This is a genomic window from Streptomyces sp. NPDC041129, assembly GCF_055592265.1.
In genome coordinates this window covers 444,943-463,780 of sequence record NZ_JBVIYV010000006.1, presented here as the reverse complement: position 1 = coordinate 463,780, position 18,838 = coordinate 444,943, and the positions used below count along the sequence as shown (strand labels likewise).

Sequence of the window (18,838 nt, the reverse complement as noted above, 5' to 3'; positions counted from 1 at the left end):
GCGGGCGGCTCAGATGTAGCGGCCCTCGAACCAGCCACGTACGGCCAGGGTGTGCAGCGGGAAGGCGAGTTCGTCGGGCCGGCGCAGCAGGTGCCAGCCCTCGGTCTCGTCCGTGGCGCTGGACGGCGGGAGCCCTTCGGCGGGACGTTCGGGCAGGAGTCCGAACAGCAGCAGGTGACCGTCGGGTGAGCTCATGGCGTCCACGAGGCGGACGTCACGGGCGGCGGCGTCGATGCCCGTCTCCTCCTTGAGCTCGCGCACGACGGCCTGTTTCCAGTCCTCCCGGTCGTCCACGTAGCCACCGGGCAGTGCCGTGCCTCCGCGCGCGGGGGCGACGGTCCGGGTGATGACGACCAGGGCCGTGCCGCTGGTGTCGTAGACGGGCTGGAGCGCGACCGCGACCGGAAGCGGGTTGCGGTAGGCGACGGTGCCGCAGGAGGGGCAGGTGCGCGGCCAGCCCGTCACACCCTCTCCGTAGGGCGCTCCGCAGCTGGAACAGTGGGATCCAGGCGCGGAGTTGGCGGTTGAATGCTGATTTTCGGACACGCGCGGACTGTATCCGATCAGAGGAGGGACTTCTTCCGGCACTGACGAACAGGGAGCCGAGGCGGAACGAGGGAGCCCGGTCCGCACGTCCCAGGTGCGCCCCTACCGGGCACCTGCCACGCTCCGTGATCACCCGGGAATGCTGCGTGAACGTCTCATGAACTGCCCCTGGGCGCATTCCGGCGGCGCCATCATGCTCCCGTGCACTCCTGGACGGATACTCTCCGCTTCGCCTTCCAGCCGGTGGTCAATCTGCGGACCGGCGCGGTCACCGCACTGGAGGTACTCGCCCGCCCGGAGACCGGCGACGTCCTGGCCGAGGCCCGCCGGAACCCCGAACTCGACGGCAGGCTGGCCGTGCTGGCGCTCCGCGCGGCGACACGCAAGGAGACGTTGCTGCCGCTGCACGTCAACGTGTTCGCTGCCACCCTGGCCGACCTGGGCGGGCTCGCCCGGCTGCACGACGCCGTCCGCGCGGCGGGGCGGATGCCCTGGGAGGTGACCCTGGACATCGTCCCGCCCTGCACCCATGTGCCGCAGCGGGCACTGCTGGAGGCGGTGGGCGCGCTGCGCGAACAGGGGTTCCGGATCAGCGCCGACGGCATCGGCGACGGCGACGTACCCCTGCGGCTGCTCACCGATCTCTCCCCCGACCTGGTCAAGCTCGATGCGTCCCTGCTGGCCCGGCCGGCCGCCGTGCGGGCGATGCGGACCCTGTGCGAGCAACTGGGCGCCCTGGTGGCGGTGGAGGGCGTGGAGACCGAACTGCAGTGCGCGGCCGCGCTGTCGGCCGGCGCGCAGCTCGCCCAGGGCGAGCTGTTCGCGCCGCCGGCCCGGATTCCGGCGGCGGACGTGTACGTTCCGCCCCACTCCCCCGCGGTCCTGACCCAGCCCCGGTCGGGGCCGCCGGTGCGGGAGTTCGTGCGGCCTGCCGCCGTTCTGCCGGTGACCGCTTCGGCGGGGCAGGTCCGTGCACTGCTGACCGGTTCACCTGAGGTCTCCGGGGTGCTGCTCGTGGACCAGACCGGGGTGCCCGTCCGTTCGGTGCACCGGTCGCGTTTCCTGCTGTCGATGTCCGGCCGGTACGGGCACGCCCTGTACGCGGACCGGCCGGCGCACAAGCTGGGCGACGCTCCGCGCGCGGTCGGTGTGGACGCCACCGCCTGGGAGGTGCTGGACGTCGTGGCGATCGGCGGCAGCGACCGCACCTCGGACGATGTGGCCGTCGTCGACCACCGGGGCCGCTGCGTGGGCGTGGTACGGCTCGCGGACCTCGTCCGGGCACTGGCCGAGACCCGGGTGGAGGAGGCGGCGGGCCTGAACCCGCTGACCCGGATGCCCGGTTCGGACGCGATCACGGGTGAGGTGGACCGGCGGATCGCCGAGGGGCGGGCGTTCGCGCTCAGCTGGCTGGACATCGACCAGTTCAAGCAGGTCAACGACGGTGCCGGATTCGCGGCGGGCGATGAGCTGATCCGCTCGGTGGGCCGGGCGCTGCAGGAGGCCGCGGCGGGGCACGCGCGCGTGGGCCACATCGGCGGGGACGACTTCCTCGTGCTGACCGAGGAGGAGGCGCTCGAACCACTCGCCACCGCGGTACTCGACGCTCGCTGGTCGGCGGGCGGCCGCCCGGTCACGCTGTCCCTCTCGACCGTGGTGTGCCGGCCCGGGAGCGTGTTCGACCACCGGCAGGCCGCCGCCCATCTCGCACCGGTGAAGAAGGCCGCGAAGGCTCTGGCCGGGACGAGTTGGGTGCTCGCGCGCGCGGGACTGCCCGGGCAGGAGATCCGGCGGGGCCGCGGAGCGGCACCGGCCCGCGCGGGCCGTGCGACGGCCGAGCCGCTCGGGTGAACTTCCCTGCCGTATACGGCCGTTGCAGCTCCCACCTGCGAGGAGGAAGCCCTCGGAGCCCGCGCCCGGGCTACCCCTGTCATCGTTGCCGTCGGCGACCTTGACGGCCTCCCTGGTGCCGGTGAACACTTCCCGGTGTCAGCCGACATCGCCGTACATTCATGGCGTATTCAGGCACTGCGCCACGGGTCTTTTCCCTGCCCACGGGCCTGCCTGCAGGCGATACGGCTGCGACGGCACGCTCGTCACGGACGCCGGGCGGGGCTCGGGGCCCTCCCTGCCTTCGGCTGAAGTCGCCTAAGGAACCGTTCCTGCACGGAGGGCCGGGGCTGTTCGCCCCAGGCCGGCGTCAAGGGAGCCGCCATGAGCAACGGAGACATATTCGTCGGCGAAGTCATCGGAACCGCGATCCTGATCCTTTTCGGTGCCGGTGTCTGCGCCGCCGTCACCCTCAGACACTCCAAGGCGCGCGCCTCCGGGTGGGTGGTCATCGCGTTCGGCTGGGGATTCGGCGTGCTCGCCGGCGCCTACACGGCCGCGCCCCTGTCCGGCGGGCACCTCAATCCCGCGGTCACCATCGGCATCGCCGTGGACACCGGCAAGTGGGACAAGGTCTGGGTCTATCTGCTGGGCCAGATCGTCGGCGCGATGCTCGGTGCCGTCCTCGCCTACCTGGTGTATCTCGCGCAGTTCCAGGCCAATGTCCGCGACGAGGGCTCGACGAAGGGAACCGCCGACGAACCGGTGCCGACGCTGGGCATCTTCTCTACCATCCCGGAGATCAGGAAGCCGGTCGCCAACCTCGTCACCGAGATCATCGCGACGATGTCGCTCGTGCTGCCCATCCTCGCCTTCGGACTCACCAAGGGACTCGGCGAGTCCGGCACGACGGTGCTGATCGTCTCGCTCCTGGTCGTCGGTATCGGGCTCTCCCTCGGCGGCCCCACCGGATATGCCATCAACCCGGCCCGCGACCTCGGCCCGCGCATCGTGCACACCTTCCTGCCGATCCCGAACAAGGGCACGTCCGACTGGGGCTACTCGTGGATCCCGGTCGTCGGCCCGCTGATCGGCGGCGCGCTCGCGGGCCTCGTCTACAACATCGCCTTCTGACCGGGCGCACCCACCGCGCCCCGACCGCGCGGACCCCGGCCACGAAGGCCCGATCCAGCGACCCGACCCAGCGACCCAGGGACAGCCATGACGGACACAGCCGAGAAGTACGTCGCCGCCATCGACCAGGGCACCACGTCCAGCCGCTGCATCATCTTCGACCACGGTGGCGCGATCGTCGCCGTCGACCAGCGCGAGCACCGCCAGATCTTCCCCAAGCCGGGCTGGGTGGAGCACGACGCCACCGAGATCTGGTCCAAGGTGCAGGCCGTGGTGGCCGGGGCGCTGGCCAAGGCGGGGCTGCGCCCCGACCGGCTCAGCGCGCTCGGCATCACCAACCAGCGCGAGACCACGGTCCTGTGGGACCGGGCGACGGGCAAGCCCGTGCACAACGCGATCGTCTGGCAGGACACCCGCACCGCCGCCCTGTGCCGTGAACTGGGCGGCACCGACGGGCAGGACCGCTTCCGGGAGCCGACCGGACTCCCGCTGGCCAGCTACTTCTCCGGGCCGAAGGCGGCCTGGCTGCTGGACAACGTGCCCGGCCTCAGGGAGCGGGCCGAGCGCGGGGAGATCGCCTTCGGCACCATCGACTCGTGGCTGATCTGGAACCTCACCGGCGGCCCGGACGGTGGCCGACACGTCACGGACGTCACGAACGCCGGCCGGACCATGCTGATGAACCTGAACACGCTCCAGTGGGACCCCGCCATCCTCTCCGCGATGAACGTGCCCGAGGCGGTCCTGCCGGAGATCAGGTCGTCCGCCGAGGTGTACGGCACCGCCGTCGGCCCGCTCGCCGGGGTCCCCGTGGCCTCGGCGCTCGGCGACCAGCAGGCGGCGGTGTTCGGGCAGGCCTGCTACGACGTCGGCACCGCGAAGAACACCTACGGCACCGGCAGCTTCCTGCTCCTCAACACCGGCGACCGGCCGGTGGCGTCCAAGAGCGGCCTGCTGACGACGATGGGCTACAAGATCGGCGGGGAGGCGCCGGTGTACTGCCTGGAGGGGTCCATAGCGATAACGGGCGCGCTGGTCCAGTGGTTCCGCGACCAGCTCGGCATCATCCGCGACGCCGACGAGATCGAGACACTGGCGGCGAGCGTCGAGGACAACGGCGGCGCATATATCGTGCCCGCCTTCTCCGGACTGTTCGCGCCCTACTGGCGCTCCGACGCGCGCGGCGTCGTCACCGGACTGACCCGCTACGTCACCAAGGCCCACCTCGCGCGCGCGGTGCTGGAGGCGACGAGCTGGCAGACGCGGGAGGTCGTGGACGCCATGTACCAGGACTCCGGGGTGCGGATCACGACCCTGAAGGTCGACGGCGGCATGACGAAGAACAACCTGCTCATGCAGCACCAGGCAGATGTGCTCGGGGTTCCGGTGATCCGGCCGCGGGTGTCCGAGACCACCTGCCTGGGAGCCGCCTACGCGGCCGGTCTGGCCACCGGCGTGTGGAACGACCTCGACGAGCTGAAGTCGCACTGGCAGCGGGACGCCGAGTGGACCCCCGCGATGGAGGCACCGGTACGCGACCGTGAGTACCGCAACTGGCGCAGGGCGGTGGAGAAGAGCTTCGGCTGGCTCGAGGAGGACGGCGTGTAGGGGCGAGGGCGCCCGGCACGCGCGCGTGCGTGGTGCGTGCATTCCTCACACGCGCGCCGGGTGTCCGCGGGGACCGCGGCCCGTACCCCTGTCGGCGGGGGTACGGGCCGTGCCGTGGACCGAGGCCGATCAGGTGGCGAGGGTCCGGCGACGGCCGGCCGAGTACTCCATCGCGTGCTGGACGACGCCGATGAGCACCTCCTTGACCGACTCCCGGTCACGTGCGTCGCACAGCACGACCGGCACCTCCTCGTCCAGGTCGAGGGCCTGCCGTACGGATTCCGCGGGGTAACGGGCCGCGCCCTCGAAGCAGTTGACGCCGACGACGAAGGGGATCGAGCGCCGTTCGAAGTAGTCGACGGCGGCGAAGCAGTCCTCCAGGCGGCGCGTGTCCGCGAGGACCACGGCACCGAGTGCGCCCTCGGACAGCTCGTCCCACATGAACCAGAAGCGTTCCTGCCCGGGTGTCCCGAACAGGTAGAGCACGAGGTCCTCGCGCAGGGTGATCCGGCCGAAGTCCATGGCCACAGTGGTCGTGTGCTTCCCCTCCACACCGCTGGTGTCGTCGAGCGGGCGCCCGGCCTCGGTGAGCAGTTCCTCGGTGCGCAGCGGCCTGATCTCGCTGACCGCGCCGACGAGTGTCGTCTTGCCCACTCCGAAGCCACCGGCCACCAGGATCTTGAGCGTGACGGGCTCGACCGGGGGCTTGCCGCGTTCAGAACGCCCGAAGATCATCCGTCTCTTCTCCTGCTTGATCGTGTTCGGGTGACGGTCGGCCGTAGCCGCCGCCACCAGGGGTTTCGATGACGAGAACGTCGCCCGGACCCGCGTCCGCCGAGCCGCTCCCGCCGAGGTCGGTGACCGTGCCGTCGGCCCGTTCCAGCCGGTTGGCGCCGAGCGCGCCGGGTTCTCCGCCGGCCATGCCGTACGGCGGCACACGGCGGTGCTGGGAGAGGGTGGAGACGGTCATGGGTTCCAGGAAGCGGATCCGGCGTACGGCACCGTCGCCGCCGCGCCGGCGCCCGGAACCGCCGCTGCCCCGCCGGACGGTGAACTCCTCCAGCCGGACGGGGAGCCGCCATTCCAGCACCTCGGGGTCGGTGAGCCGCGAGTTGGTCATATGGGTCTGCACCACGTCGGCGCCGGGGAAGCCGTCGCCGGCGCCGGATCCGGAGGCGACGGTCTCGTAGTACTGGTGGCGTTCGTTGCCGAAGGTGACGTTGTTCATGGTGCCGGAGCCCTCGGCCTGCACGCCGAGCGCGGCGTAGAGGGCGCCGGTGACGGCCTGGGAGGTCTCCACGTTGCCCGCGACGACGGCGGCGGGCGGCTCGGGGGCGAGCATCGAGCCGGGCGGTACGACGATGTCCAGCGGGCGCAGACAGCCGTCGTTGAGCGGGATCTCGTCGGCGACCAGGGTGCGGAAGACGTACAGGACGGCCGCGTTGACCACCGAGGAGGGGGCGTTGAAGTTGGTGGCGAGCTGGGCGGACGTGCCGGTGAAGTCGATGGTCGCGCACCGCTCGGCGCGGTCGACGCGCACGCGTACTCGGATGACGGCGCCGGAGTCCGTCTCATAGGCGTACTCCCCGTCGTCCAGGGCCTCGATGACCCGGCGGACCGCCTCCTCCGCGTTGTCCTGGACGTGCCGCATGTAGGCCTGGACGACGTCGAGGCCGAACTCCTCGATCATGTGGCGGACCTCGTCCACGCCCTTGCGGTTGGCGGCGATCTGCGCGCGCAGGTCGGCGAGGTTGGTGCGGACGTTGCGGGAGGGGTGGGGGGCCTCGCTGAGGAGACGGCGGGTCTCCTCCTCGCGGAAGCGGCCGCCCTGGGCGAGCAGCCAGTTGTCGAAGAGGACGCCCTCCTCGTCGATGGTCCGGCTGTGGGCGGGCATGGAGCCGGGGGCGATGCCTCCGATCTCGGCGTGGTGGCCGCGGGAGGCGACGTAGAAGAGGATCTCCGGCTCACTCCGCGTGACCGTGGTGTCCTCGGTGTCGAAGACCGGGGTGATCACGGTGACGTCGGGCAGATGGGTGCCGCCGTGGTAGGGGTCGTTGACGGCGTAGGTGTCGCCGGGGCGCATCGAGGTGCCGCGGCGGCGGATGACCTCCTTGACGCTGGTGCCCATGGAGCCCAGGTGAACGGGGATGTGGGGAGCGTTGGCCACCAGGTTCCCGAGGGGGTCGAACAGGGCGCAGGAGAAGTCCAGCCGCTCCTTGATGTTGACGGACTGGGCCGTGGACTCCAGCCGGGCGCCCATCTGTTCGGCGATCGACATGAAGAGGTTGTTGAAGACCTCGAGCAGGACGGGGTCCACTTTCGTGTCGAGTCCGGAACTCTCCGTAACCGCCGTGCGTTCCATGACCAGATGCCCGTCGTGTCCGGCCGCGGCCCGCCAGCCGTCGTCGACGACGGTCGTCGCGCCGGGCTCGGTGATGATCGCGGGTCCGGTGACGGTCTCGCCGGGAGGAAGGGCCTCCCGGCGGTGGAGTGGTACGTCGTGCCAGGCGCCGGCGGTGTGCAGCCGGACGGTCAGCGGTGCGGCGCGGTGGCCCTCGTAAGGGGCGAGGGCGGAGAGGTCGGGGGGTGCGGTGATGCCGGTGGCTTCGACGGAGAGCGCTTCGACGACGATCGGGCGGTCCAGGGTGAAGGAGTACGTGGCGCGATGACGTTCTTCGAAGGTGTGCGTCATGGTGCCGGGTTCGGTCAGCTCGACGGTGAGGGTGGTGTCGGTGCCGTCGTAGCGGAGCTGGGCGCGGCGGGTGACCTCGATGCGGTCCTCCGGGACGTCCTCGGCGCGCAGTTCGGCGCGGGCGGCGCGCTCGAGGGCGTCGGCCGTCTCGCGGACGCCCGGCATCGAGGCGGCTTCCAGGGGCGCCTCGACGGACTGCTCGCGCATGGCCGTGGTGTCGGCGAGACCGATGCCGAGCGCGGAGAGCACACCGGCCATGGGGGGCACGAGGACGGTGCGGATGCCCAGGGAGTCGGCGACCCGGCACGCGTGCTGGCCGCCCGCTCCGCCGAAGGTGGTCAGGGCGTAACGGGTGACGTCGTGGCCCTTCTGGACGGAGATCCGTTTCACGGCGTTGGCGATGTTGGCGACGGCGATCCGCAGGTAGCCCTCGGCCACCTGCTCGGGCGTGCGGTCGTCGCCGGTCCGCTCGCGGATCTCGTGCGCGAGGGCGGTGAAGCGGTCGCGGACGACGGCGGCGTCGAGGGGCTGGTCGCCGTCCGGGCCGAACACCGCGGGAAAGTGGGCGGGCTGGATGCGGCCGAGCATCACGTTGGCGTCGGTGACGGTGAGCGGGCCTCCGGCGCGGTAGCAGGCGGGTCCGGGGGTGGCGCCGGCCGAGTCGGGACCGACGCGGTAGCGCGAGCCGTCGAAGTGGAGCACGGAGCCGCCGCCGGCGGCGACGGTGTGGATGTCCAGCATCGGGGCGCGCAGCCGGACGCCGGCGATCCGGCTGGTGAAGACGCGCTCGTACGCGCCGGCGAAGTGCGAGACGTCGGTGGAGGTGCCGCCCATGTCGAAGCCGATGACACGGTCGAAGCCGGCCCGCTGCGACATGCGAGCCATGCCGACGATGCCGCCGGCCGGCCCGGAGAGGACGGCGTCCTTGCCGCGGAACTGTCCGGCCTCGGTGAGCCCCCCGTTGGACTGCATGAACATCAGCCGCACACCGTGCAGTTCGTCGGCGACGTGCCGTACGTAGCGGCGCAGCACCGGGGACAGGTAGGCGTCGACGACGGCGGTGTCACCGCGCGGGACGAGCTTCATCAGCGGGCTGGTCTCGCTGGACAGCGAGATCTGCGGGAAGCCGGTGCGCGCGGCGAGGTCGCCGATGGCGCGTTCGTGGGCTGGGTGCAGATGGCTGTGCAGACAGACGACGGCCACCGCGCGGATCCCGTCGTCGTACGCCTGCCGGAGCGGTCCCGCGAGCGCGTCGAGGTCGGGGGTGCGCAGGACGGTTCCGTCGGCGGCGATGCGTTCGTCGGCCTCGATGACCCGTTCGTACAGCAGCCCTGGGAGCTGGATGTGGCGGGCGAAGATGGCGGGGCGGTTCTGGTAGGCGATGCGCAGGGCGTCGCGGAAGCCCCGGGTGATCACCAGCAGGGTGCGCTCGCCCTTGCGTTCCAGCAGTGCGTTGGTGGCGACGGTGGTGCCCATGCGCACGGCGTCGACGGGCTCCCGGGAGCCGTGCAGCAGTTCCCGGACGCCCGCGACCGCCGCGTCGGCGTACCGTTCGGGGTTGTCGGACAGCAGCTTGTGCGTGAGCAGCCGGCCGTCCGGGCGGCGCGCGACGATGTCGGTGAAGGTGCCGCCTCGGTCGACCCAGAACTGCCAGCCAGTCACGTCGTCACTCCGCTTCCGCGCCGGTCACAGCGCCCGGAGGCCGTTGATCACGTCGCGCAGAATACTCTCGTCGGGCAGCTCGGCCGGTGGCACCGGACGTGTCACATGGACGATTTCCGCGTGTACGAGGTCCCCGATCAGGACCCGCACGACGCCGATGGGCAGGTTCAGTTCCGCGGCGATCTCGGCGACGGACTGCGGTGCCCCGGCGCAGAGCCCGACGATCTCCACGTGCTCGGGGGCGAGCGTCGGGTCCGTCTCCGGGTCCTGTGCGTCTGGCTCGGTGACGACCACAGCGATCAGATCGAGGCGGTGCTGACCCGCGCTCGTGGTGCGGCCGCGCGTCATGGCGTACGGGCGGACGACCGGTCCGGCCTCGTCGTCGAACCAGTGGCTGCTTCCCTGACCGTCTCCGCTCATGTCATCCCACTACCCGCCTGCGGGCAGATCGGTGCGCGGAGCCGTGATCAGGTGCACGCCGACCCGCTTGACCAGCAGTGTCATCTCGTAGGCGACCTGCCCGACGTCGGAGTCCGCGTCGGAGAGGACGGCGAGGCAGCTGCCGTCCCCGGCGGCGGTGACGAACAGGAAGGCGTCGTCGAGCTCGACCACGGTCTGCCGGACACTGCCCGCCTCGAAGTGGCGGCCCACGCCCTTGGCGAGGCTGTGGAAGCCGGAGGCGACCGCGGCCAAGTGTTCGCTGTCCTCCCGGGTCAGGTCCTTGGACACCCCGGTGGGCAGGCCGTCGCCGGAGAGCACGACGGCCTTGCGGATGCTCGCGACCCGGTCGACGAGCTCGTCGAGGAGCCAGTTCAGCTCGCCCTTGTTGGGCTCCGTGTGGCCGGTGGCCTTCGGTGCGGTCATCGACCGTCCCCCTTAGTCGTTCCTTGTGCTGTGCCGTTGCGTGCGTCGTCGCCCGAGGCGTTCTCCTCACGGCCGCGCTGCCAGCCGCGCTGCAGCGAGGCCATCCGGTTGCGGACCTCGTCGGCGTCGCGGTCGGCCGGCTCCTCGGCGCGCTCGGGGCGCAGCGCGGGTTCCTGCTTCAGTTGCGGGGCCAGGTTGGCCTGCCGTACGCGCCGGGGCAGCGGCCCGGTGCCGGACGGCGTCTCCGGAGCCGGGCCGTCCGCGAGCGGGGTGCCCTCGCCGGGACCGCGGCCGGAAGCGGCCGGTGAAGGCCGGGTGCGCCGCGGCAGCGCCGGGACCTCGGGGCTCTGTTCCGCGCCGTCGCCCGGGGGGACCGTGTGCTCGTCCGCGCGCTCGGGGAGAGCGGGCGTCCGCCCGGCCGCCGCGCCGCGCCGGCGGGCGGGCAGCGGGGCCGGCCCCACGGCGTCGGGGCGGCGCGAGCCGGGCGCGGGCTGGTCGTCGGGGTCGTCGCGCCGAACGCGCTGTTCGACGACGGGCCGGCCGTGCGAGCTGACCAACTTGGGCGTCTGGCGCCGCGGCAGCGGTACGGGGCCGCCGGTCCGGCCGGGGTCCGGGTTGTCGGAAGCGCGCGGAGGGACCGGCTGATGCGGCTCGTCCGACAGTGCGATCCGCCGTTCGTCGGCGTGGTCGCGGGTGCGGCGGGAGCGGAACAGGCCGCCGCGCTCGCTCTCCTCGTCCGTCAGTGCACCCGGGAAGTCGTCGATGGCGTCCAGGTCCACCGGCGCCTCGAGTTCGACCGGCCCGTCCAGCAGGGAGGTCGGCAGGCCGGGGAGCTGTACGGGGGCCTGGGAGCGGGCGGGGCCGAGGCCCACGGCCTGTCGGGTCCCCTTCGCCGGACGGTCGCGGTCGAGGCGGAAGCCGATGCCGTTGGTGTCCGGGACGTCGTCGGACAGCAGCAGGTCGGGGATGAAGACGACGGCGGTGGTGCCGCCGTAGGGAGACGGTTGCAGGGAGACCCGGACGTTCTGGCGCTGGGCGAGGCGGCTGACCACGAACAGGCCGAGCCGGTCCGTGTCCGAGAGCTCGAACTCGGGCGTCTCGGCGAGCCGGAGGTTGGCGTCCAGCAGGGACTCGGCGGTCATGCCGAGACCCCGGTCGTGGATCTCCAGGGTGAAGCCGTTGGCGACCCGCTCGCCGAGGACCTGGACGGCGGTGTGCGGCGGGGAGAAGACCGTGGCGTTCTCGAGGAGTTCGGCCACCAGGTGTGTGACGTCGGCGACGGCCGGGCCGGTGACGGCGACCCGCGGCAGGCGCCGGACCTCGATGCGCTCGTAGTCCTCCACCTCGGCGACCGCGGCCCGGACGATGTCCATGAGCTGTACGGGGCGGCGCCACTGCCGCGACGGCGCGGCGCCGGAGAGGATCACCAGTCCCTCGGCGTGCCGGCGCATACGGGTGGTGAGGTGGTCCAGCCGGAAGAGGTCGGCGAGTTCGTCGGTGTCCTCGGTCCTGCGCTCCATGGTGTCGAGCAGGGTGAGCTGCTTGTGCAGCAGGACCTGGCTGCGGCGGGCGAGGTTGACGAACACCTCGGAGACGCCGGACCGCAGTTCGGCCTGCTTCACCGCGGCCTCGACGGCGGCGCGCTGAAGGGTGTTGAGTGCCTGGCCGACCTCACCTATCTCGTTCCTGTCGTACTCCAGCCGTGGCACCTCGGTCTCCACGTCGACCTGTTCGCCGGCGGAGAGGCGGCGCATCACGCTGGGCAGCCGCACCCCGGACGCCTCGTGCGCCTCCAGGCGCAGCTTGCGCAGGTCCCGCACGAGGCTGCGGCCGATGCGCACGGACAGGACCACGGACACGAGGAGGGCGACGAGACCGAGGACGCCCGCGACGGCCGCCTGCACGATCACGCCGACCGCGACGGGCCGCATCCGGTCCTGGAAGCGGTCGCCGGCCTGGTCGTCGAGGGTGCCGAGTTCGTCGAGGACACTCGCCGCGGTGGCGTCCCAGCTCCGGGCGGTGACGCCGCGCGGGGTCCCGGGACCGGTGCCCGTGACGGACTGCTCGGCCGCCAGCAGCGGGGCCGTGGTGGCGTTCTCCCAGAAGCGCTCGTACCGGTCGCGTTCCGAGGCGGGGAGCAGCGGCAGGCTGATGTCGTAGAGCAGATCGCGCTGGGCGACGAGGTCGGAGATGTCGCGGGTCTCGTCGCGGGAGACCTTGCCCACGACCAGCGCGGAGCCGAGCAACGCGTCCTCGCGGGAGAGGAGTTCGCGGGCGCGGGTGAGGTTGACGAGGGCGCGGGCCTGCTCGGTCATCTCGACGCTGTCGATACCGTCGAGGGCGGCCAGCAAGGTGTAACAGGGGTCGATGAGGCGGTTGTAGCGGTCGAAGGCCTGGGCGCGGCTCACCGTGCGCGCCTCGACGCCGCGGCGCAGGGAGTCGAGGCCGTCGAAGGCGTCCAGGACCGTGGTCAGACGCTCGCTGTCGTCCCCGTCCATGCCGTCGAGGGCGTCCCCGTCCCGGGCGTGCTCGCGGATCTCGGCGAGGGAGCGGTCGGTCGCGGTGCGGGTGCGGTGGAGCGCAGAGAGAGCGTCGGCCGCGCGCGGGTCGGCGAGGTAGACGAGGGTCTGGCGGCGTTCCTGCTGCAGGCCGCGGGCGGCGTCCTCAGTCGGATAGCCGATGTCCTGGACGATGTCGGACACGCTGAAGAGCCGGGCGACCTCACGACCCGTGAGCACCGTGGCGAAGCCCCAGATGGCGGTCAGGGACACCAGCGGCACGAGAAGCAGCGCCACGATCTTCCGGCGGATCGACTTCCCGCGAAAGCGCATGGCCTCCCCCAGCTCGACCCCCGCCGGTCGGGGGTACACATGTGCGTCAACAAACGGCGCGAGCCTACTACCGCCGCACAGATAACTCGAAGACGCGTGTGGCGTGCGAACTTCCGCACCGGAGGCGAGAGATGGCGAGTTGTCCGGGCATTGCGGGACTTTGCGCCCGGCGTCCGGGGGCCCGCAGCTGAACCGGCCGGAGCAGTACGGACAATTGGTTGGCTGGAACTTTTCGCCGATGGGAATCTTCGCGGCTCGTTACTCGTCTTTCCTCATGGGAAACGGGGGCGGAATCGGACGCAGGAGCCGCATGCCGCATCCCGGCGGCGTAAAAGTGCGCAAGCCGGGCAGCCACTGGGAGTCGGCGTCTTCGGACATCGGGGCAAGGGGCCTGCCGGCGGTGGGGAGTGACACGGTGACGGGCACGGCGGAGCGGCGCGGAGCGACCGCGGAAAGCATGGCGGAGCGCTCGTCGGTGCGGCGGCACCCGGAAGCGCCTGATCGCGACATTCCGGCGCGTGAGCGCGCCGGGGAGTCCACCGGCGAATTCCGGCAGCCGGAGCGGCAGTTGTGGGTGGAGGAGCCGGCGCGTCGGCGCCGGATGCCCGACCCGGTGCGGACGGCGGCGGTGCGGGCGGTGCTGATCGCCTCGGTGACGCTGATCCAGGCGATGGTGGCGTTCCTGTGCACGATGGCCGGGTCCTGGCTGGCCTTCCCGATGGTGATCAGCAGTGTGGTCAGCACGATCGTCGCCACCTGGGGCGTGGCCGATGTCTGGGTGACCCGTCAGGTGTGGAACCAGCGGTACGGCGTCGTCTCCGAGCCGAGCAGCACGGCCCGGGCGCTGCGCCGTGAGCGCCGGACGCGCCGGCGTCAGGAGCGGGCCACCCTGCGCGAGCAGGCGCGGATACGCCGGCGGGGCGGCACCGGGCAGCTGTCGCACTCCTGACGGGGCCGGCCGGACCGGAGGGCCGGCCCTGGCGGCCCCCGGCACGGTCCCCCACGCCCCGATCAGGAGGTGGCGGAGGCCGGCCGCTTGTACATGCGGGTCGCCGTGATCTCGCTGTGCCCCGCCTCTCCTGCCTGCGGCTGCTGCGGCAGACCGGGCCGGAGGTGCTCCTCGACGCTGATGTACTTCAGGCCCGCCCTGAGGTCGGCGTCGTTGCGGAGCCGGATGACCAGCGGGAACTCGGCCAGCGCGGTCGTGTCGAACAGGCCGGTGGTGTAGAGCAGTTGCACGCCCAGCGCGTCGGACACCGCCCGCTGGAGTTCCAGCAGGTAGGTGGCGTTCGCGCGGCCGATCGGGTTGTCGAGGAACAGCGTCCCCGCGTGCCGGTGCTTGTCACGGCCCCGGTCGTTGGAGCGCAGGGCGGCCATCGTGCAGTACAGGGCGATGGCGGCGGTGAGGAGCTGTCCGCCGGAGAACACGTCGCCCATCTGACCGACGGGGACTCGTTCGGCGCGCAGCACGGCGTCCGGCTTCAGGATCTCCACGGCCACGCCCTTCGGCTGCAGCGCGGCGGCGACTCCGCGCAGCAGCAATGACATGCCGTCCCGCCGGAGGTCGGAGTTCTTCTTCACGGCCGCGCGCGTGGCCTCGTCGATGACCTCGCCGAGCCGTTCGGTGAGGGTCGCCTGGTCGGGCTCCTCGAAACGGATGCGCAGGAACTCCTGCCCGGACCACTCGCCGAGTCCTTCCGGAAGACGGGAGAGCCGCTGGGCGGAGCGCAGGGTGGCGAGGGCCGACTCGACCAGCCCCCGGAGCCGGTCGACGATCGAGTCCCGGTTGCGCTCCAACTGGGCCAGCTCGTCGGTGAGGACACGCAGGCGGGGCGCGAAGGCGGCCGCCCACTTCTGGGCGTGCTCGGGCAGTGCGGAGGCGGGCAGCTCGCGGATCTGCTGCCGGGCGGGGGTTCGCACCTGCTCGTACCGCGTGGAGTTGGCGTGCCGCACGAGCACGTCGCTCGCCTCGCGCACGGCCGCCTCGGCGGCGGACAGGTCGGCGGCACAGCCGCGCAGGGAGCGGCGGGCCTCGGCGGCCGAGTGCCGGGCCTCCTCCAGGTTGCCGGGGTAGGGCTCCGGCTCCTCCTGCTCCTCGTCGGCGGTGTGCTCGCGCAGCAGGTCGCGGAGCATCGCGGCGATCTCGTCGAAGCCGCCGGCGGCGTCCTCGGCGGCCCGGTGGGCCTCCAGCAGCTCGGCGTGCGCGTCCCGGGACTCGGCCAGCGCCTCGGTGCGGGCGGCGAGTTCGGCCGTGGCGGTGCGCAGCAGGGCCTGGGCGTGCTCGGCGTCGCGCGGGGTGAGTTCCCCGGACAGCTCGGTGTGCGCCTCGCCGTCCTCGGGGGCGTGCCGCTCGGCCTCGCCGCGCAGCCGGCCGAGCTGCTCGCTCGCGGTGGACATGCGGGTCTCCAGGAGCTGCACCAGCTCCTCCGCGCGCGCGGCGGCCGCCTGCCGGGAGGGGCCGTCGGAACCGTCCGGCGACTGGAGCAGTTGCTCGGCGCGGGTGCGGACCTTGTTGCTGAGGCGGTCCAGTTCGGCGCGGGCTGCGCTCTCGTCGCTCTCCGCGCGGGCCTGCTCGGCCCGCAGGTCGGCGCCGACACCGACCTTCTCGTACACCTGGGAGGCGGCTCGGTAGGCCTCGCGCAGGGCGGGCAGGGAGGCCTCCGGGGCGTCGGTGTCCGCCGCCGGCACGTCGTCGGGTGCGCCCGCGATCTCGGAGCGCTCGGCGCGCAGCGCACGCGCGGTGCGACGGGCGTCGTCGGCGGCTCGCTGGGCGGCGCGGCGGTCCTCGTCGGCGGCGCGGGCACGTTCCAGGCAGGCCTGGGCGCGGGCCTCCGACTCGGCGGCCTCGTCGGCGAGTTCGCGGAGCCTGACCTGCCAGCCGGCCCGCTCGCGCAGCCGGAAGGCGAGCCCGGCGAGGGCGTCGGCGGCGCGCCGGGCCCGCTGCGCGGCCTCCTGCCGCTCGTCGCGGACCTGCGTCGCCTCGGCGGCGGCCTCGTCGGCCTCCGCGCGCGCGGTGCGTGCCTCGGCGAGTTCGGCCTCGCTCTCCTCGGCGAAGGCCCGTGCCTCCTGAGCGGCGTCGCCCAGTTCGATGAGTCGTCCGGCCGGGCAGCCGGTGCGCCAGGAGGTGAGACGGGCCGCCAGCTCGCGGTCCCGGCCGAGTCGGGCTGCGAGCACGCGGATCTCCTCGTCGCGCTCGGCGGCCCGCGCGCGCAGGGCCTGACGCTCCTCGTCCGCCGCGTGCTCGTCGTGCATGGCGGGGTTCGGCGGCACCAGGAAGACGTCGCCCGGGGTGGCGCCGGGCGCCGGGGTGGGGGCCAGCAGGGCCGCGGCCGTGCCGACCGCCACGGCGGAGCGGGGCAGCAGGGCGGCGTCGCCGAGCGCCTCGCGGGCACGCGCGTGCGTGTCGGGATCGGTGATGATCACACCGTCGACCAGTTCGGGGCGGGCGGCGAGAACGCGCGCGTGGTCGGCGGGGTCGACGGCCTGTGCGAGGTAGCGCCATCCGGGCAGCGCGGGGATGCCGTGCTCGCCGAGGAACTCGACGGTGGCCAGCACGTCCGGTCCGGGCGGCAGCAACCCGCCGTCGCCCAGGGCGCCGAGGATGCGGGCGTCGTCGGCGGCGGCCGTGCGCAGGTCGAACAGGTGCCGTTCGGCGGTCGACACCGCGTCGTCGAGGAGTTCGCGCAACTCGTCGGCGTAACGGTCGAGTTCCCCGGGACCCAGGGCGCCCTCGGCACGCGGACGGGCGGCCGTCGGGTCGCCCGCCCGCGTCGACGGGTCGTCGGCCTCGCTCCTGGGCGCCGGCACCCCGGTCCGGGCCGCCCCGGACGGCAGGCTCAGCAGCTCGGCGAGCCGGTCCTCGGCGGCCAGGCTTTCGGCGAGGCGCCGCTCGGCGTCGTGGGCGCGTTCGGCCGCGGTCGCGGCGTCCGCCGCGCGGGCCGCCGTCAGCTCGGCGCGCGCCTCGGCGGAGGCCGCCTCGCGTGCTTGCTCGGTGGCCTTGCGGGCGGCCTCACGGGCCGCGTCCCAGGCGGCGACGGCGGTCTTCTCGGCGTCGCTCGCGGCGAGCGCGGCGCGGGCCGGGTCGGCGTCCGGCGCGCTGTCGTCGAGCCAGCCCGCGCGCACCGCCTCGGCCGTCTCCTGCTCGACCTCGGTGAGGCGCTGGCGCAGGTGCCCGGCCTCGCTGCGGGCGCGCTGGGCCTCGGTGGCGGCGGCGGTGGAGTCGCGGTAGCCGCTCTCACCGACCTCCTGGAGGGCCGCTGAGCGCTCCTCCCCCTCGTTCGCGAGGCTCTCGGCGCTCTCGGCGGCCGCGTGCAGGGCCCGTACGAGGTCCACGGCGGCCTTGGCGCGGGCGGCGAGCGCGGGGGCCGCGTCCCGCTCGGCCTCCTGGATGGCGGCGGACACGCGCGCGACGCGGTCGGCGGCGGCGCGGTGCCGCAGCACGGCCTCGGCGGCCTGCCAGGCGGAGTGCAGGGTGCGTGCGTCGGCCAGCTCGCGCTTCTGCGCGGCGGCTGCCTTCTCGGCGGCGGCGAGCGCCAGGGACGCGTGGCGGTAGGCGAGTTCGGCGGCGATGAGCGAGCTGCGCTCGCGCGCCCCTTCGGAGTGTGTGACGGCGTAGGCGGCGGCCGTGACGCGCTGCGCCAGGTCCGCGGCGCGCACCCGCTCCCGTACGGCCCGCCCGGACAGCCGCCGGGCCAGGGTGCGGGTACGGCGTTCGGCGCCGGCGTGGACGTCACGGGCGCGTGAGCGCGTCTCGGCGGCCTCGACGATCCTCCCGAGCAGGTCGACGGAGCCCGCGGTGAAGTCGCGCTCCGCGATCAGCTCGGCCCGCCGGCCGAGTTTGTTGCCGAAGCCGCTGACCAGGTCGGCGAGGCCGTCGGTGTCGCGGGTGTCGGTGACCGCGCGCAGCAGCAGGTCGGTGAAGTCGGAGTCCTTCTTGACCGCGAAGAGGCCCGCCGCCTCGCCCTCGTCGGCGTTCATCTCCCGCTGGTAGCGAAAGAGTTCGGGGTCGAGGCCGAGGTCGCCGAGGTGCTCGATCCAGCGGTCGTGGATCTCCTCCCAGTGCACCTCGAGATGGGGGTAGGCCTTGCCGGACTCGGTGAGGGCGTCGCGGAAGCCCTTCATGGTGCGGCGCCGGCCCTGGGCGCCCGAGCTGCCCTCGACGGGCGGCCGTACCGCGGTGGACTCGGCGACGGGCAGGTTGTCCAGGCTGAGGCCGGGGCCGGGCCGGAAGGAGTACCAGGCCTCGGCGAACTTCCGGGGATCGCTGGAGACTTGGCGTCCGCGCCACTCGCTGACCTTTCCGACGACGACGCACTCGCCGGTCTGCACGTGCTGCCACTCCAGCGCCACGTGCCCGCAGTCGTCGGCGAGCAGGAACTTGCGCAGCACGCCGGAGCTGGCGCCGCCGAGGGTGTTGCGGTGGCCGGGCAGCATCACCGAGAAGATCAGCTTGAGCAGGACGGACTTGCCGCCGCCGTTCTCCAGGAAGAGCACGCCCGCGGGCGCGGGCCGGTGCGGCGGGCCGGACGGCTCCTCCGCGAAGAACTCCGCCTGCGTGGGCGCGGGGTCGGGCACGGGCCCGCCCACGCCTCGCAGGTCGAGCACGGTGTCGGCGTAGCGCGCACCGGCCGGCCCGATGGAGTAGAGGCGGACCCGGGACAGCTCGTACATG

The 18,838-nt window shown here is 73.0% G+C and carries 11 protein-coding genes; 4 read left to right on the top strand and 7 right to left on the bottom strand.

Going from position 1 to position 18,838, the window contains the following annotated elements; all coding sequences use genetic code 11:
• Positions 1-9 precede the first annotated feature (9 nt).
• Complete coding sequence (locus ACZ6B1_RS22290; RefSeq protein WP_468780859.1) at positions 10-546, bottom strand: NUDIX domain-containing protein; 537 nt, start codon at positions 544-546, stop codon at positions 10-12.
• Positions 547-747: 201 nt separating this feature from the next.
• On the opposite strand from ACZ6B1_RS22290, the gene ACZ6B1_RS22285 reads away from it, so the two are divergent.
• The 3 genes from ACZ6B1_RS22285 (at position 748) to glpK (ending at position 5,118) form a co-directional block, all read left to right on the top strand.
• Entirely contained in the window at positions 748-2,397 is a 1,650-nt protein-coding gene (locus ACZ6B1_RS22285) for an EAL domain-containing protein (RefSeq protein WP_468780857.1), read from the top strand.
• 363 nt (positions 2,398-2,760) lie between these two features.
• A complete protein-coding gene (locus tag ACZ6B1_RS22280; protein WP_468780855.1) occupies positions 2,761-3,510 on the top strand; it encodes an MIP/aquaporin family protein in 750 nt (249 codons plus the stop codon).
• Between the two features lie 87 nt (positions 3,511-3,597).
• Positions 3,598-5,118: a glycerol kinase GlpK gene (glpK, locus tag ACZ6B1_RS22275; protein ID WP_468780853.1), complete on the top strand. Its 1,521-nt coding sequence runs from the start codon at positions 3,598-3,600 to the stop codon at positions 5,116-5,118.
• Positions 5,119-5,247: 129 nt separating this feature from the next.
• On the opposite strand, the gene ACZ6B1_RS22270 is transcribed toward glpK, so the two are convergent.
• The 5 genes from ACZ6B1_RS22270 to ACZ6B1_RS22250 are packed head-to-tail and all read right to left on the bottom strand — an operon-like array spanning position 5,248 to position 13,167.
• Positions 5,248-5,853 carry a GTP-binding protein gene (locus tag ACZ6B1_RS22270; RefSeq protein WP_468780851.1) on the bottom strand — a complete coding sequence of 202 codons (606 nt, stop codon included), beginning with the start codon at positions 5,851-5,853 and terminating at the stop codon, positions 5,248-5,250.
• A complete protein-coding gene (locus ACZ6B1_RS22265) occupies positions 5,834-9,472 on the bottom strand; it encodes a hydantoinase B/oxoprolinase family protein (protein ID WP_468780849.1) in 3,639 nt (1,212 codons plus the stop codon). The genes ACZ6B1_RS22270 and ACZ6B1_RS22265 overlap by 20 nt, the downstream gene beginning before the upstream one ends.
• 24 nt (positions 9,473-9,496) lie before the next feature.
• Complete coding sequence (locus tag ACZ6B1_RS22260; protein WP_468780847.1) at positions 9,497-9,892, bottom strand: DUF742 domain-containing protein; 396 nt, start codon at positions 9,890-9,892, stop codon at positions 9,497-9,499.
• 9 nt (positions 9,893-9,901) lie between these two features.
• Complete coding sequence (locus ACZ6B1_RS22255; RefSeq protein ID WP_365123026.1) at positions 9,902-10,336, bottom strand: roadblock/LC7 domain-containing protein; 435 nt, start codon at positions 10,334-10,336, stop codon at positions 9,902-9,904.
• A complete protein-coding gene (locus ACZ6B1_RS22250) occupies positions 10,333-13,167 on the bottom strand; it encodes a nitrate- and nitrite sensing domain-containing protein (RefSeq protein WP_468780845.1) in 2,835 nt (944 codons plus the stop codon). The genes ACZ6B1_RS22255 and ACZ6B1_RS22250 overlap by 4 nt, the downstream gene beginning before the upstream one ends.
• Positions 13,168-13,624: 457 nt before the next feature.
• Between ACZ6B1_RS22250 and ACZ6B1_RS22245 the strand changes: the two genes are divergently transcribed.
• Positions 13,625-14,116 carry a hypothetical protein gene (locus tag ACZ6B1_RS22245; RefSeq protein WP_468780899.1) on the top strand — a complete coding sequence of 164 codons (492 nt, stop codon included), beginning with the start codon at positions 13,625-13,627 and terminating at the stop codon, positions 14,114-14,116.
• Positions 14,117-14,178: 62 nt separating this feature from the next.
• On the opposite strand, the gene ACZ6B1_RS22240 is transcribed toward ACZ6B1_RS22245, so the two are convergent.
• Complete coding sequence (locus tag ACZ6B1_RS22240) at positions 14,179-18,837, bottom strand: hypothetical protein (protein WP_468780843.1); 4,659 nt, start codon at positions 18,835-18,837, stop codon at positions 14,179-14,181.
• Between the last annotated feature and the right edge of the window lies 1 nt (position 18,838).